This is a genomic window from Bradyrhizobium sp. 482_C4_N1_8, from assembly GCF_052075965.1.
Classification (GTDB): Bacteria; Pseudomonadota; Alphaproteobacteria; order Rhizobiales; family Xanthobacteraceae; genus Bradyrhizobium; species Bradyrhizobium barranii.
This window is the reverse complement of sequence record NZ_CP197231.1, coordinates 3,026,408-3,039,913: the sequence shown is the minus strand read 5'-3', so window position 1 is coordinate 3,039,913 and position 13,506 is coordinate 3,026,408. Positions and strand designations below refer to the sequence as shown.

The 13,506-nt window shown below is 63.8% G+C and carries 11 protein-coding genes; 7 read left to right on the top strand and 4 right to left on the bottom strand.

Going from position 1 to position 13,506, the window contains the following annotated elements; translation table 11 throughout:
* Positions 1-121 precede the first annotated feature (121 nt).
* The 4 genes from AB7Z56_RS14110 to AB7Z56_RS14095 all read left to right on the top strand — a co-directional run bounded on the left by AB7Z56_RS14110 (position 122) and on the right by AB7Z56_RS14095 (position 4,425).
* Entirely contained in the window at positions 122-1,015 is an 894-nt protein-coding gene (locus tag AB7Z56_RS14110) for a branched-chain amino acid ABC transporter permease (RefSeq protein ID WP_014493866.1), read from the top strand.
* Positions 1,016-1,018: 3 nt separating this feature from the next.
* Positions 1,019-2,092, top strand: coding sequence for a branched-chain amino acid ABC transporter permease (locus AB7Z56_RS14105; protein ID WP_354141799.1), 1,074 nt, complete (start codon positions 1,019-1,021; stop codon positions 2,090-2,092).
* A gap of 46 nt (positions 2,093-2,138) precedes the next feature.
* Positions 2,139-3,422, top strand: a complete 1,284-nt coding sequence (locus AB7Z56_RS14100; protein WP_354141798.1) for an ABC transporter substrate-binding protein — start codon at positions 2,139-2,141, stop codon at positions 3,420-3,422.
* Positions 3,423-3,585: 163 nt separating this feature from the next.
* Entirely contained in the window at positions 3,586-4,425 is an 840-nt protein-coding gene (locus tag AB7Z56_RS14095) for an ABC transporter ATP-binding protein (RefSeq protein WP_354141797.1), read from the top strand.
* Between the two features lie 3 nt (positions 4,426-4,428).
* On the opposite strand, the gene AB7Z56_RS14090 is transcribed toward AB7Z56_RS14095, so the two are convergent.
* Complete coding sequence (locus AB7Z56_RS14090; RefSeq protein WP_354141796.1) at positions 4,429-5,580, bottom strand: AGE family epimerase/isomerase; 1,152 nt, start codon at positions 5,578-5,580, stop codon at positions 4,429-4,431.
* A gap of 86 nt (positions 5,581-5,666) precedes the next feature.
* On the opposite strand from AB7Z56_RS14090, the gene AB7Z56_RS14085 reads away from it, so the two are divergent.
* Positions 5,667-6,890 carry a phenylacetate--CoA ligase family protein gene (locus tag AB7Z56_RS14085; protein WP_354141795.1) on the top strand — a complete coding sequence of 408 codons (1,224 nt, stop codon included), beginning with the start codon at positions 5,667-5,669 and terminating at the stop codon, positions 6,888-6,890.
* Between the two features lie 2 nt (positions 6,891-6,892).
* Here the strand turns inward: AB7Z56_RS14085 and AB7Z56_RS14080 are convergent, their stop codons facing one another.
* The 3 genes from AB7Z56_RS14080 to AB7Z56_RS14070 all read right to left on the bottom strand — a co-directional run bounded on the left by AB7Z56_RS14080 (position 6,893) and on the right by AB7Z56_RS14070 (position 11,381).
* Complete coding sequence (locus AB7Z56_RS14080) at positions 6,893-8,530, bottom strand: carbamoyltransferase family protein (RefSeq protein WP_354141794.1); 1,638 nt, start codon at positions 8,528-8,530, stop codon at positions 6,893-6,895.
* 117 nt (positions 8,531-8,647) lie between these two features.
* Positions 8,648-9,880, bottom strand: a complete 1,233-nt coding sequence (locus AB7Z56_RS14075) for a Gfo/Idh/MocA family protein (RefSeq protein WP_354141793.1) — start codon at positions 9,878-9,880, stop codon at positions 8,648-8,650.
* Between the two features lie 235 nt (positions 9,881-10,115).
* Complete coding sequence (locus tag AB7Z56_RS14070) at positions 10,116-11,381, bottom strand: class I SAM-dependent methyltransferase (protein ID WP_354141792.1); 1,266 nt, start codon at positions 11,379-11,381, stop codon at positions 10,116-10,118.
* 263 nt (positions 11,382-11,644) lie between these two features.
* On the opposite strand from AB7Z56_RS14070, the gene AB7Z56_RS14065 reads away from it, so the two are divergent.
* Positions 11,645-12,703 carry a glycosyltransferase family 2 protein gene (locus tag AB7Z56_RS14065; RefSeq protein ID WP_354141791.1) on the top strand — a complete coding sequence of 353 codons (1,059 nt, stop codon included), beginning with the start codon at positions 11,645-11,647 and terminating at the stop codon, positions 12,701-12,703.
* A complete protein-coding gene (locus AB7Z56_RS14060) occupies positions 12,703-13,410 on the top strand; it encodes a class I SAM-dependent methyltransferase (RefSeq protein ID WP_354141790.1) in 708 nt (235 codons plus the stop codon). Before AB7Z56_RS14065 ends, AB7Z56_RS14060 begins: the two co-directional genes overlap by 1 nt.
* Positions 13,411-13,506 lie beyond the last annotated feature (96 nt).

Here is a 13,506-nt window from a genome sequence, read left to right as displayed (position 1 = left end):
CTCTCTCCGCACCGTCGCTGCCGAGAGAACCCCTCACCCGGCTTCGCTTCGCGAAGCCACCCTCTCCCGCAAGGGGAGAGGGCGCACCGTCATCGCTTCTGCATTTTGCGCGGACATCGACATGAACACCGCCTTCCTCATCCAGCTCCTGGTCAACGGCCTCGTGGTCGGCACGCTCTATGGCGTGGTCGCGATGTCGTTCGTGCTGATCTACAAGGCGACGCAGGTCGTCAACTTCGCGCAAGGCGAACTGCTGCTGGTCGGCGCCTGGGTGTGCTGGGCGCTGCTTGCGAAGTACCAGGTGCCGTTCTGGATCGGCATGCCGATGACGCTGGTGTTCATGTTCGTATTCGGCATCGCGATCCAGGTCCTGATCCTGAGGCCGATGATCGGCGAACCCATCATCTCGGTAATCATGGTGACGATCGGCCTCTCGACCGTGCTCCAGGCCACGCTGAAATGGATGTTCGGCGTCAATCCGCAACCGTTCCCGCGCGTGTTCGAGAGCCAGTCGGTCAGCCTGCTCGGGCTTCAGATCCAGACCGTCTATGTCATGAGCCTCGTAGTCTCGGTCGCCATGATGATCGGCATGGCCTGGTTCTTCCGCGCCTCGAAGTACGGCCTCGCCATGCGCGCCACCGCGTTCAACCAGCAGGTCGCGCAGTCGCTCGGCATCTCAGTCAAGAGCGTGTTCGCGATGGCCTGGGCGATCTCCGCGACGGTGTCGGCGGTCGCTGGCGTGGTGGTCGCCGTCGTCAACGGCGTGTCCTCGGGACTTGCGGCCTACGGCATCAAGGTGTTCCCGGCGGCGATCCTCGGCGGGCTCGATTCAGTTGGCGGCGCCGTGCTCGGCGGCATCATCATCGGCTTGCTTGAGAACATCGCGCAATATGTCGACAGCGAGTATCTGCACTGGGGCAATCTCTACGAGATCGCACCGTTCTACGTCCTCATCATCGTGCTGATGATCAAGCCCTACGGCTTGTTCGGCACCCACGACATCGAGCGGATTTGATCCATGGCCGGCCCTGCCCTCATCCCTGCTGGTGATTTCCGCACCTCCTACGCGGCGGACACCACGGTCTTCCCGACCACGACCAGCCGCAACTTTGCGATCATCGGCGTGCTGTTGCTCTGCCTCGTGCCGCAATTCCTTGGCGGGTACTGGCTCAGCATCCTGATCCAGATCGGCATCTTCTCGATCGCGGCGCTCGGCCTCAACATCCTGGTCGGCTTCACCGGCCAGATCTCGATCGGCCATGCCGCCTTTTTCCTGCTTGGCGCCTTCACCTCGGCCTACATCTCCAACAACGCGCCGATCCCGGTGTTCTTCGCGATTCCGCTCGCGGGTGTGATCACCGCGCTGGTCGGGCTGATCTTCGGCATCCCGGCGGCGCGACTGAAGGGACTCTACCTCGTCATCGCAACGTTGGCGGCGCAATATATCCTGCTCGACTTCTTCTCCCGCGCGGAGTGGTTCACCGGCGGCTCGGTGCCGGCCAGCGCCAATCCGTTCTCGATCTTCGGCTTCACCCTGCGCGGCGACAGGCAATATTTCTACGTCGTCCTGGCCTATGTGATCGCGAGCTACATCCTCGTCACCAATCTGATGCGCACACGCGACGGCCGCGCGCTGGTAGCGATCCGCGACCATTATCTCTCCGCCGAGATCATGGGCATCAACCTCACCAAATACCGCACGCTGTCGTTTGGGCTCGCCGCCTTCTTCGCCGGCATCGCCGGCGCGCTCTATGCGCATTACCAGCTCGTGGTCTCGCAGGAGGGCTTTGGCATCGAGCGCTCGATCCTGTTCCTCGCCATGATCATCATCGGCGGCACCGGCTCGATCATGGGCACGCTGATGGGCACTGCCTTCGTGGTGCTGCTGCCCGAGGCGATGGAATTCATCAGCCACTATCTCAAGGGCGGCGCGATCGACAAGGCACTGTCGCTCAACACCAACATCACTTTCCTGCGCGAGATCGCGATCGGAGTGATCATCATCGCGTTCCTGATGTTCGAGCCGGACGGGCTCGCCCATCGCTGGCGACAGATCAAGGCGTACTGGAAACTCTACCCGTTCTCGCATTGAGCACGGGCAACTCTCTAACCAACAAATAAACAGGAGGAGGCAACCAATGAAGACAAAATCCCTTTTGAGCACTGCATCGCTCGCGCTGGCGATCGCCGCATTCTCGGCCGGCGCGCAGGCGCAGATCGCGATCGGCCATCTCGCCGATTATTCCGGCGGCACCTCCGACGTCGGCACGCCCTACGGCCAGGCCGTCGCCGACACCTTCGCCTGGGTCAACAAGAACGGCGGCGTCGGCGGCAAGCAGCTCAACGTCGATACCAACGACTACGGCTACCAGGTGCCGCGCGCGATCGCGCTCTACAAGAAATGGTCGGCGCCGGACAGCAAGGTCGCCGCGATCATGGGCTGGGGCACCGCGGACACCGAAGCGCTGACCGGCTTCCTTGCCCAGGACAAGATTCCCGACCTCTCCGGCTCCTATGCCGCAGCCCTCACCGATCCCGAAGGTGTCAGCGGCAAGGCCAAGCCGGCGCCCTACAATTTCTTCTACGGCCCGAGCTATTCGGACTCGCTGCGCGCGATGCTGATGTGGGCGGCCGAGGACTGGAAGGCCAAGGGCAAGCCCGGCAAGCCGAAATTCGTCCACATGGGCGCCAACCACCCCTATCCGAACGCGCCGAAGGCCGCCGGCGAAGCCATGGCACAGGAGCTCGGCCTCGAGGTGCTGCCGCCGCTGGTATTCGCGCTCACACCAGGTGACTACAGCGCGCAGTGCCTGAGCCTGAAATCCTCGGGTGCCAACTACGCCTATCTCGGCAACACCGCGGCTTCCAACATCTCCGTCCTGAAGGCTTGCAAGACCGCTGGCGTCGAGATCCAGTTCCTCGGCAATGTCTGGGGCATGGACGAGAACGCCGCCAAGACTGCCGGCGACGCCGCCAACGGCGTGATCTTCCCGCTGCGCACCGCAGTGAGCTGGGGCGGCGATGCGCCCGGCATGAAGACGGTGATGGAGATCTCCAAGATGTCCGACCCCACCGGCAAGGTCTACCGACCCGTGCATTACATCGCGGCGGTCTGCTCGGCGCTCTACATGAGGGAGGCGCTCGACTGGGCTGCCAAGAACGGCGGGGCGACCGGCGAGAACGTCGCCAAGGGCTTCTACCAGAAGAAGGACTGGGTGCCGGCCGGAATGGACGGCGTCTGCAATCCCTCGACCTGGACCGACAAGGACCACCGCGGCACGCTGAAGGTCGACCTCTATCGCACCAAGATCGCGGGTGCGACCGACGGCGACCTCAACGATCTCATGGCCAAGGGCACGATCAAGCTCGAGAAGGTCAAGACCGTCGAGCTGCCGCGCAAGCCGGAACTGCTGGGGTGGTGAGCCCGGCTATTCCCACACACACAACCGTCATCCCCCGCCTTGTGCGCAGTGCGCACTGGAGCGGGGGATTCAGTACGCCGCGGCCTCTCGGTGAAGCTTCGACGTCTCTGGAATACTGGGTCGCCCGGTCAAGCCGGGCGACGACAGCGGAGAGTATTGAACTATGACCGACACCCTCGAAGCATCTCGCCCCACTCCTACCGCCGTGCCCGCGCCGCCCCTCCTCGCCGTCCGCAACATCGAGGTCGTCTATGACGACGTCATCCTGGTGCTGCGCGGCCTCAGCCTCGACGTGCCCAAGGGCGCGATCGTGGCGTTGTTGGGGGCCAACGGCGCCGGCAAGTCGACGACGCTGAAGGCGATCTCGGGGCTGCTCAAGACCGAGGACGGCGAGGTCACGCGTGGCGAGATCCTGTTCGAGGGCTCCGCCATCGCCGGCATCGACCCCGACAAGATCGTGCGTCGTGGCATCTTCCAGGTGATGGAGGGCCGGCGCATCGTCGCCGACATGACGTCGCTCGAAAACCTCAAGCTCGGCGCCTTCACCCGCAGGGATCGCGAGGTCGATGCCGATCTCGACATGGTCTTCAACTATTTCCCGCGCCTGAAGGAGCGGACCGGCCTTGCCGGTTATCTCTCAGGCGGCGAGCAGCAGATGCTCGCGATCGGCCGCGCGCTGATGGCGCGCCCGAAGATGATCTTGATGGACGAGCCCTCGATGGGCCTGTCGCCGCTGCTGGTGAAAGAGGTGTTCTCGATCATCCAGAAGATCAACCGCGACCTCGGCGTGACCATCCTGCTGGTCGAGCAGAACGCCCGCGCCGCGCTGTCGGTGGCGAGCCACGGCTACATCATGGAACAGGGCAAGGTCGTGCTCGACGGCACCGCGGACGAACTGCGCGACAACGAGGACGTCAAGGAGTTCTACCTCGGCGGCGCCGGCGATCAGCGCAAGAGTTTTAAGAACCTCAAGAGCTTCAAGCGACGCAAACGGTGGCTGTGAAACTCAGCTCAGCACCTGCTCCGCTTCCGTGACTGCGCAGAGAACATGATAGAACGACGACGCAGGAATGGTGTCGACCAGCGATTTGCCGTCGCGATCGAACTGGTCGTACCAGCCGCCCTTCACGGGATGGCTGAGATAATGCCGTTCGAGCCGCACCAGCGCCGCGCGCGCCTCGTCCGCAGCGCCCGCCTCGCCGGACTCGGCCTGCGCGATCCACGCCTTGGCCATCTCGGTCTGCGGCCACAGCCGGCGCGTGCTGCGACGGATGTTGCCGCTGGCATCGCCCTCGTCGACCAGGCACCCCGTGGCCTCGTCGCGATAGCGCAGCGCGGTGGCGAGCAGTTCGGTGCGACGTTGTCCGGTCGGGCAACCCGTGATGCGTTCAAACCCTTTCAGCAGCCAGACCCATTCGGCCTGATGGCCAGGCTCGACGCTGACCGGCTCGATCTTGGACCAGTCCTCCTCGAAATACTCCGTCAGGATCCGCTTCTGCTTGTCGTAGAGATTGGCGAGGAACAGCGCGAAGAACTCGCCGGCGCGGTTCTGGAACGACAGATCGTGGGTCGCATCGAAGCACGCGATCATCGCCTCGAACAGATGCATGTGCGGGTTCTGCCGGCGCGGCAGCGAGACCGGCAGGCCTTCATGCACGCCGCCATGCGGCGAGCGCAGATGGCCGTCGAGGAAGGCGAGCAGCGCATCGATCTCGGCGCGAATTTGCGCATCCTGGTCGAGCCCGTAGACGGCCGCGAGCGCAAACAGGATGAAGGCGTGGTCGTAAGCATCGCGTCGGCCGTCCAGCACGGCGCCGTCCGGCGTCAGCCGGTGCACGTAGCCAGGCCGGCCGTCGGGCGCCTTCGCTTTGCTGAGCAGATGCTCCAGCCCCTTCAGCGCGATGGCGCGCCCCCCAGGATACCAGCCCATCTGCGCCGCCTTGGCGTAACAATAGATCTGGCGCGCCTGCACGAGCACGCGCCGCGGTGCGGCCGTGTCGGCCGTGCCGTCACGGCGCAGCCGGTCGACGAAACCGCCTGCCGCATCGTCCCAGCCGACGGACGACCACAGCGGCAGCGCCTCGTCGATCATGCGGCGCTTCAGGCGCGCGACGACGTCCGCCGCCTCGTCCGCCACAATGATGCCTTCGACCGCCATCGCGTCCCCTCCACGCCTCGACACTGGCCGTCTGATACCCATGCCAGCGGCGGCATGCAACGGATGCCAACCCGGAAAGACCAGCCATGACTGCCCATTACGACGCCCGCGAGACGCGTGAACCGGCCGTGCGCGAGGCAGAGCTGTTCTCCCGCCTGCCGGACGTGCTGCGGGGCGCGATGGCCGCGCCCGCCTACGCCGAGCGGCTGAGGGGCATAGATCCGGCTGCCGTGACCTCCAGGGCGGCGCTGGCGGGCCTGCCGGTGCTCCGCAAGTCGGAGCTGCCGGCCCTGCACAAGGCCTCAGCGCCCTTCGGCGGCTTCGTGCCGGCAGCCCCGGGATCGTTCGCCCGCCTCTTCACCTCTCCCGGTCCGATCTTCGAGCCTGAAGGGCGGCAGGCCGATCCCTGGCGCGGTGCGCGGGCGCTGTTCGCGGCCGGGTTCCGCCCCGATGACATCGTGCTCAACACCTTCAGCTACCACCTCACCCCCGGCGGCTTCATCTTCGATGCCTCGGCGCGCGCGCTCGGCTGCGCCGTGATCCCGGCCGGGCCCGGCAATACCGAGCAGCAATTCGAGCTGATCGAGGCCTACCGTCCTGTCGGCTATAGCGGCACGCCGGACTTTCTGAAGATCCTGCTCGACGCCGCAGCAAGCTCGGGGCGCGACGTCTCATCGATCAAGCGCGCGCTGGTCTCGGGTGCGGCCTTCCCGCCCTCGCTCCAGGCCGAGATCAAGGCGCGCGGCATCGATGCCTACCAGGCCTTCGGCACCGCCGATCTCGGCCTCATCGCCTTCGAGAGCGAGGCGCGCGACGGTATGGTCGTGAACGAGGATCTGATCATGGAGATCGTCAAACCCGGCACCGGCGATCCCGTCGCGCCGGGCGACGTCGGCGAGATCGTGGTGACCTCGCTCGATCCGCACCATCCCTGGATCCGCCTCGCGCTCGGCGACCTCACGGCAGCGCTGCCGGGCCCGAGCAAATGCGGCCGCACCAACATGCGGATCAAGGGCTGGATGGGCCGCGCCGACCAGACCACCAAGGTCAAGGGCATGTTCGTCCGACCCGAGCAGGTCGCCGAGATCGGCAAGCGCCATGCCGCACTCGGGCGCCTGCGCCTCGTCGTCATGCGCCAGGGCGAGGCCGATGCGATGACGCTGCGAGCGGAAACTGCGGCCGCGAGCGACGCCCTGCGCGAGGAAATTGCAGGCACCTTGCGCGCGGTGACGAAACTCGGCGGCAATGTCGAACTGGTCAGCCCGGGCGCGCTGCCGAACGACGGCAAGGTGATCGCGGACGAGCGGTAACTTCAGCTCGACTTCGATAGTCGATAGTTGCCGAGATACAGCGCGTCCAGACCCGAGCAGAAGTACGTATGCAACGCCTCCAGCGGCGCGTTCACCGTCGGCTGCTCGTTGATGTTGAGGCTGGTGTTGATCAGGACCGGCAGCGAAGTGGCTTTCGCGAACTCGCCGATCAGACGGCTGTAGAGCGGATTGCTGTCCGCATGGACGCTCTGGATGCGCGCCGTGTTGTCGACATGGACCACCGCGGGCATGGTCTCGGCGACTTTCTCATTGACCGGAAACGTCACCACCATGAAGGGCGCATCGAATGTGTCCTCGAAATACTCGGCCTGGCGATCGTAGAGCACCGACGGACAGAACGGCCGGAATTCCTCGCGATATTTGATCGTGAGGTTGATGCGGTCCTTCATGCCCGCATGGCGCGGATCGGCCAGGATCGAGCGGTTGCCGAGCGCCCGCGGACCATACTCCATCCGCCCCTGGAACCAGCCGACGGTCTTCTGCTCCGTCAGGTCGGTGACGCAGCGCGACACGGGATCGTCGAGCAGCTCGAACCGCGCGCCGATCTTGTCCAGCATCTCCTTGATTGTGTCGTTGGAATATTCCGGTCCCCAATAGGCATGTGTCAGCGGTGCGATCGTGTGGCCAGCCTCCGCGCATTTCATCATCGCGGCGCCCAGCGCCACGCCCGCATCATGCGGCACCGGCGGAACGTAGAGACGCTTCACGGACGGCTCGGCCGCGATCTCCATGTTCATCTTGCAGTTCAGGCCGACGCCACCGGCGATGCAGACATCGCCGCAACCGGTCTCGGCGATCGCGGAGCGGATCACCTCGGTGGTGACGATCTCGAGCTGCTTCTGGCCGCTCGCGGCGATGTTGGTCAGCCGCTGGTCGAGCGGCGCACCACGCAGGCGTCGCGGCCCCAGAATCTCCTCCATCTTCTCGGTGAAGATGCGTTCCTGCCGCGTCGAGAAATCGCTGGTGAAGATCTCGGCGTCGCGCCGGCGCTTGTCGAGCTCGGGATCGAGCTCGTAATTGATGCCGGCCGGGCGCAATAATTTCGCGAATTTGTCGAGATAGTCGGGGCTGCCATAGGACGACAGGCCCATGACCTTGTACTCGTCGTTGGTCATCTGATAGCCGAGATACTGGGTCAGCATCCCGTAATAGAGCCCGAGACTGTTGTTGCGGCCGAACCGCGTCAGCACGCGGAAGTCGTTACCGCGGGCATGGGCGACGAGGCCGGAGCTGGAATCGCCGGAGAAGTCGAAGCAGGCGACGGTCGCCTCGGAAAAACCGGATCCGTAGAACGAGCTCGCGGCGTGACAGAGGTGATGGTCGTAGAGCTCGATCTTCGGGCTGTGACCGAACTGGTACCTGAAATATTCGGTGAGGCGCTGCGTGTAGTTCGTGTAGGTCTTCAGCGGCGAGCAGATCCAGTCGACGTCGCGCATGCTGATGCCGGCCTGCTTCAGGCAGAAACCGATCGCGCCGCGCGGCAGCTCGCCGCGCGCGTGCTTGGCCAGCGTGAAACGTTCCTCCTCGGCCGCCGCGATCAACTCGCCGTCGCGCAGCAATACCGCCGCTCCGTCGTGGTGGCCGTGCTTGATGCCGGAACTTATCCCAATCACATACATGTAGACCTCTTGGGAGCTTTCTATAGAAACTGAGGGGGATGTAAATCTTGCCGCCTTGGCAATTTTGGCTCTCACCGGCGGCGGTCACGCGATACAACGCCCGAGAGTGACGGCGCCTCAGGCCGAGAAGCCTCGGTTCAAATGGCCGCAGAAGTCCGAGCGGCGGATCGTTGCCATCGTTCGACGCAGCTTATCGTCCTCGACATGGTCCGTCGGGCCGGCCATGTCGGCCGCGTCCAGGATCAGGCCCATGAGCTCTCGCCTCTCGTTCTCGGTACGCGGCTCCTGGACGTCCAGAAGCGGCGCGATGTTGTCGGTGACCCAAGCCGAAATGTCGGGATCCCTCATCGAACCGCCGCGCGCAAGGCCCGCCGCGGCGGCCGCCGCCTCTGCCACAACCAATTGGGTCCGCACCGCTTCGGCCAATTCGACGGCTCCCATGCAACCGGATGCCGATCGGGGAGACGACCAGGCATCCTGACCCAGACGCACAATGTCCAGAAAGCCGGCAAGTTCGACCGCGAGCGGACCGATCCTGCCGTCCGTTTCGAGGCCCGGTTGCTGAGCCCCATCGAGGATGATTGCGCCGGGCTCATGCGTGAAGTCGAGCTCGGCATGACCTCCATCGCGAAATGCAAGCCCGATGCGCCGCTTGCGCGCCGGCGCCCTTCGTCCGAACCGCAGGGTTGCGCGAGCTTCGCGCATATCGACCTCCACCTCGACGGCGCCCTGCGCACATGGCTTCACCGTGCGCGTTTGCGGCTCCGCAGTGTCGTCGATCAGATGCAGCATCGACCAAAGATGGGGGACGATCTCGTCGACCTTGTGGGTCGTCAGGTTAGACGACTTGACGACGCCGTGCCGGATCTCCTGCTCCGGATCCAGCCACTCCAGTTCGACCGCAGACACCGCACGTCCCGCGGACAGGCGCAGGAAGTGAAGCAGGAATGGGGCCGTCAGCAGGTGGAGACCAACGAGAAGCGGGATGCCGCGCTCGGCTGCCAGATCGACAAGCCGTCTTGCCTCGTCCACACCAAGGGCCAGTGGCTTCTCGACCAGGGTCGGCACGCCGCTGCGAAGCAGGAGCTCGGCGGTCTCGGCGTGAGAGCCAGCAGGAGTCGCGACAATGGCAGCGCCAGGACGCAAAGCCAGAGCCACATCCAGGCTGTCGACCACCGTGAAGCGATCCCCCGCTCCCGGAAGATCGGCCAGGAATGCCTCCAGCGCGGCCTTGTTGTGGCGCGAGACCCACAGGATGCGTGCGGTCCGGTCGGAAAGTTGAGCCAAGACGGAGGCATGCGTTCGCCCCCACCGTCCGCCCCCCACCAAGGCGACCGTAACGCCGCTCATCAAAACTCCTTTCGCGTCCGCCCGGTGCGAGCCGGTAGAAGCTCCTGTTCGGTCAGCCGCGTGACTCGTCGCCAATCTGATCAAGCGGCGAAGGCAAGGACGTCGTCGTAAATCAGGTCTGCCGCTTGGAGACGACCAAACCTCGCGGACGTCAGAGTGTCCGAGCCGAAATCATCATTGCTGCGTCCTCCCGGAAGCAGCGCCGCACGCGGCGGCTTGACGGCCGCCGCATTGCTCAATCCGGCAATATCCGGACCTCGGGCAAGGGCATGACCAATTTGGACTTCAATCCCCTGGCGCGCAATTGCTCGGCAATGGGCTGACCATAGTGCCAAGCGAGCAGCACGACATAGTCCGGCTGCTCGCGGATCAACCGTTCGTTGTCGACGACGGGAATCTGCTTTCCGGGCAAATGCAGACCGAGCTTGAGCGAGGTCGGTTGCTCGCAAATGTACGGCATGAGCATGCGGTCGATGCCGACATAGTTCAGCAAGGTGCTGCAGCGGCCAGGGCACGAATTACCGACGAAGCTCAGCCCCTTCTTGTTGGCTTCGAGGGCGAGCTCGAGGAGGTCGAGCTTGACCTTTTCGGCTCGCGCACGGAAAGCCTCATAGCATTCAGGGCGCGAGAGACCGAAATCGTCCTCGGCCTTCAACAGCTCCGCGACCGCGGGTTTGACCGGACGTCCCCGGCCCTTCGCCACATAGACGCGGATATTGCCGCCATAACGGCTGACGCGCTGCGCGTCGACACAGGTGAAGTCGTAGAATTCGAACAGCTTGACGATCGACTTCAGCGAATAGGTGCGAAGGTGCTCATGGTAGATCGTGTCGAACTGTCCGCCCTCGATGACGTCGAGCAGATAGTGGTTTTCGAGAATGAAGACGCCGTCGGGCGCCAGCAAGCTCTCGAGGCCGCGGATAAAGCCGCCGAGCTGTGCCACATGCGCAAAGACGTTGGTGGCAGTCGCGACCTTCGCGTGACCGTGCGTCTCGACCACCTTGCGGGCAGTTTCCTCGTTGAAGAACGCCTGCAGCGTGTCGATGCCTTGCTCCTGCGCGATGCGCGCGATGTTGGTCGGCTCGATGCCCAGAACCCGCATGCCGCGCCGCTTGAAGCCGGAGAGCAGCGTTCCGTCGTTGGACCCGATGTCGACAACGAGTTGGTCCGGCTTCAGCCCGAGGTCCGCGACCGCATCCTGTACGAACGCATCCTGGTAGATCGCAAGCTCCTTGGTAATACCGGAGCGGTAGGGGTATTCCGGATGAAAGACGACCTCAGGAGGAACGACATAATCGATCTGCGACAGGGAGCAATCACGGCACCAGACCTGACGCAACGGATAGCTCGTCTCGGGGCCATCGAGTTGCGCCTTTGAAGGCAGCGAATCGCAGAGCGGTTGATGGCCGAGGTCGATGACAAGCTCAAGCCGTTCGGAGCGGCAAACCTGGCAGCGTGTCAGCTTCCCGGTCGGAATGTCGTGATGTGAGGCGTTGGGCATTCGGAACCTTAATTGCAACAACGAGATACTGCAAATTTCTGGAAGACGACCTTCCCGAGTGGGGGTGCGACATCAGGCGCGCGGGGCGACCCTTACTGGAAAGCTCCCCATTAATCAAGCATATGCCCTTCGGAACGCTACGTAATTTGCCGCCGGTGGGTGGGGATGGCTTTGCGCGATGCGCCACATCTGTTACTAGCAACTTTTCGCCGGCATCAACTCTCGGCCGAATACCGATAGCCACGGACAGGACAACGAACGAAATGCGCGGGACGTCTTCTGACACTGAACGCAAGCTCATTTCCATTTTGATTCCTGTCTTCAACGAGGAAGACAACATCCGCAGGGCTTATGGCGCCGTGCGCGATGTTTTCGAGCAGATGAACGATCGCTATGCGTTCGAAATAATCTTCACGGACAACCACAGCACCGACAATTCGAGTGCGATTGTCTCCGAGCTGGCGGCCAAAGACCCTCGCGTGCGCGCGGTACGGTTTGCCAGAAACTTCGGATTCCAGAGGTCCGTGCTCACAGCCTATCGTCTGGCCTCCGGAGACGCCGCGATCCAGATCGACTGCGATCTCCAGGATCCACCGACGGTATTCCCCAGATTTCTTGAGCTGTGGGAGCAGGGCCACGACGTGGTCGTTGGCATCAGGCGGTTCCGGCAGGAGAGCAAGCCGCTGCAATGGGCGCGGCAATTTTACTACCGGCTGCTGAAAAGGCTGTCCGACGACAATCTGATGCTCGACAGCGGTGACTTCAGGCTGATCGACCGTACCGTTCTGGATCAACTGCATCTGATCAATGACGTCGCGCCCTACACGCGCGGCCTGACCTCGCTGCTGGCCACCAAGCAGGTCGGCGTGCCCTACGACCGGCAAGCGCGGCAGGCGGGCGTAAGCAAGTTTCCTATTGCCAAGCTGATCGCGCTCGCTGTCGACGGGATGATCACACACTCGATCTTCCCGCTCCGCCTCGCGGCGTTCGTCGGATTGGGCATCTCGATGCTGACGTGCCTTGGCAGCTTCTTCTACATCTTCGCGCGGCTGTTCTTTGGGGTCGACTGGCCGGCAGGCTTCGCAACCACGACCGTGCTGCTGCTGTTCGGCATCAGCCTCAACGCCATCTTCCTCGGGATCATCGGCGAGTATGTGGGGCGCATCTACAACCAGGTGCGGTCGCGGCCGACGACCGTGATCGAGTACAGTGTCAACGTGCCCAGCGCGTCGCTAGACCGCCTGGCGCTAGGGGCGGTATCGCCAGGGGACACCCGGGCGCCAGCCGAAATCCTCCGCCGAACCGGAACGGGGCAAGCTTGATGACGGAATTCGACCAATATCGCGATGGCTATAGTCGGCAGATCGACAGTGCGATCGCCTTCAGTGGCCAGCCCCAGGATTTCTTTACGCGCGCCAAGGCCCGCTACCTGCTCGACACGTTCTCCAAGCTCCGCGCGCAGAGCGGTGTTTCGACAAGACCTCTCGATGTCCTGGATATCGGCTGCGGGCACGGCCTCATCCATCCCCATCTGCGGCCCGCGCAATCCGGCATCAAGCTGACCGGAATCGACGTCGCCGGCACGGTCATCGAGGAAGCCAGGGCCGACCATCCGGACGTCCACTACGACGTCTATGAAGGAACGCGGCTTCCCTACGATGCTCGCTCCTTCGACCTCGCCTTTGCGATTGCCGTCATGCATCATGTGCCGCCCGACGCTTGGAGCTCCTTTCTCGAGGAAGCGGCTCGCGTGGTCCGGCCGGGAGGCCTCGTCGTCATCATCGAGCACAATCCGCTCAATCCGCTGACGCAGAAGATCGTCAGGAGCTGTCCGTTCGACCAGAACGCCGTGCTGCTCCGTGCGAATCGGCTCGCCAAGCTTTTCCGCGCCGCCGGCATGGTCGATATTGAGCGGAAGTTCATCATATTCACTCCGTTCGACACGCCCTTCTTTCATAAGCTGGACGCGAGCCTCGGCTGGCTGCCGTTCGGAGCGCAATACTGCATGGCCGCCCATGTGCCCTCGTAAGACCCGTCGCCCGACACCGTGCGGCCGCGCGCCTCTCCGATCATCGTTGCGGCAACGCCGGCGGTGCGTCGCCTCCTCCGCCTGAGGCTTTGGGAA

Excerpts from the sequence above, each read along its gene's own strand:
- AB7Z56_RS14110 (WP_014493866.1), top strand. The coding sequence starts at position 122 with ATGAACACCGCCTTCCTCATCCAGCTCCTGGTCAACGGCCTCGTGGTC.
- AB7Z56_RS14105 (WP_354141799.1), top strand. The coding sequence starts at position 1,019 with ATGGCCGGCCCTGCCCTCATCCCTGCTGGTGATTTCCGCACCTCCTAC.
- AB7Z56_RS14100 (WP_354141798.1), top strand. The coding sequence starts at position 2,139 with ATGAAGACAAAATCCCTTTTGAGCACTGCATCGCTCGCGCTGGCGATC.
- AB7Z56_RS14095 (WP_354141797.1), top strand. The coding sequence starts at position 3,586 with ATGACCGACACCCTCGAAGCATCTCGCCCCACTCCTACCGCCGTGCCC.
- AB7Z56_RS14090 (WP_354141796.1), bottom strand. The coding sequence starts at position 5,580 with ATGGCGGTCGAAGGCATCATTGTGGCGGACGAGGCGGCGGACGTCGTC.
- AB7Z56_RS14085 (WP_354141795.1), top strand. The coding sequence starts at position 5,667 with ATGACTGCCCATTACGACGCCCGCGAGACGCGTGAACCGGCCGTGCGC.
- AB7Z56_RS14080 (WP_354141794.1), bottom strand. The coding sequence starts at position 8,530 with ATGTATGTGATTGGGATAAGTTCCGGCATCAAGCACGGCCACCACGAC.
- AB7Z56_RS14075 (WP_354141793.1), bottom strand. The coding sequence starts at position 9,880 with ATGAGCGGCGTTACGGTCGCCTTGGTGGGGGGCGGACGGTGGGGGCGA.
- AB7Z56_RS14070 (WP_354141792.1), bottom strand. The coding sequence starts at position 11,381 with ATGCCCAACGCCTCACATCACGACATTCCGACCGGGAAGCTGACACGC.
- AB7Z56_RS14065 (WP_354141791.1), top strand. The coding sequence starts at position 11,645 with ATGCGCGGGACGTCTTCTGACACTGAACGCAAGCTCATTTCCATTTTG.
- AB7Z56_RS14060 (WP_354141790.1), top strand. The coding sequence starts at position 12,703 with ATGACGGAATTCGACCAATATCGCGATGGCTATAGTCGGCAGATCGAC.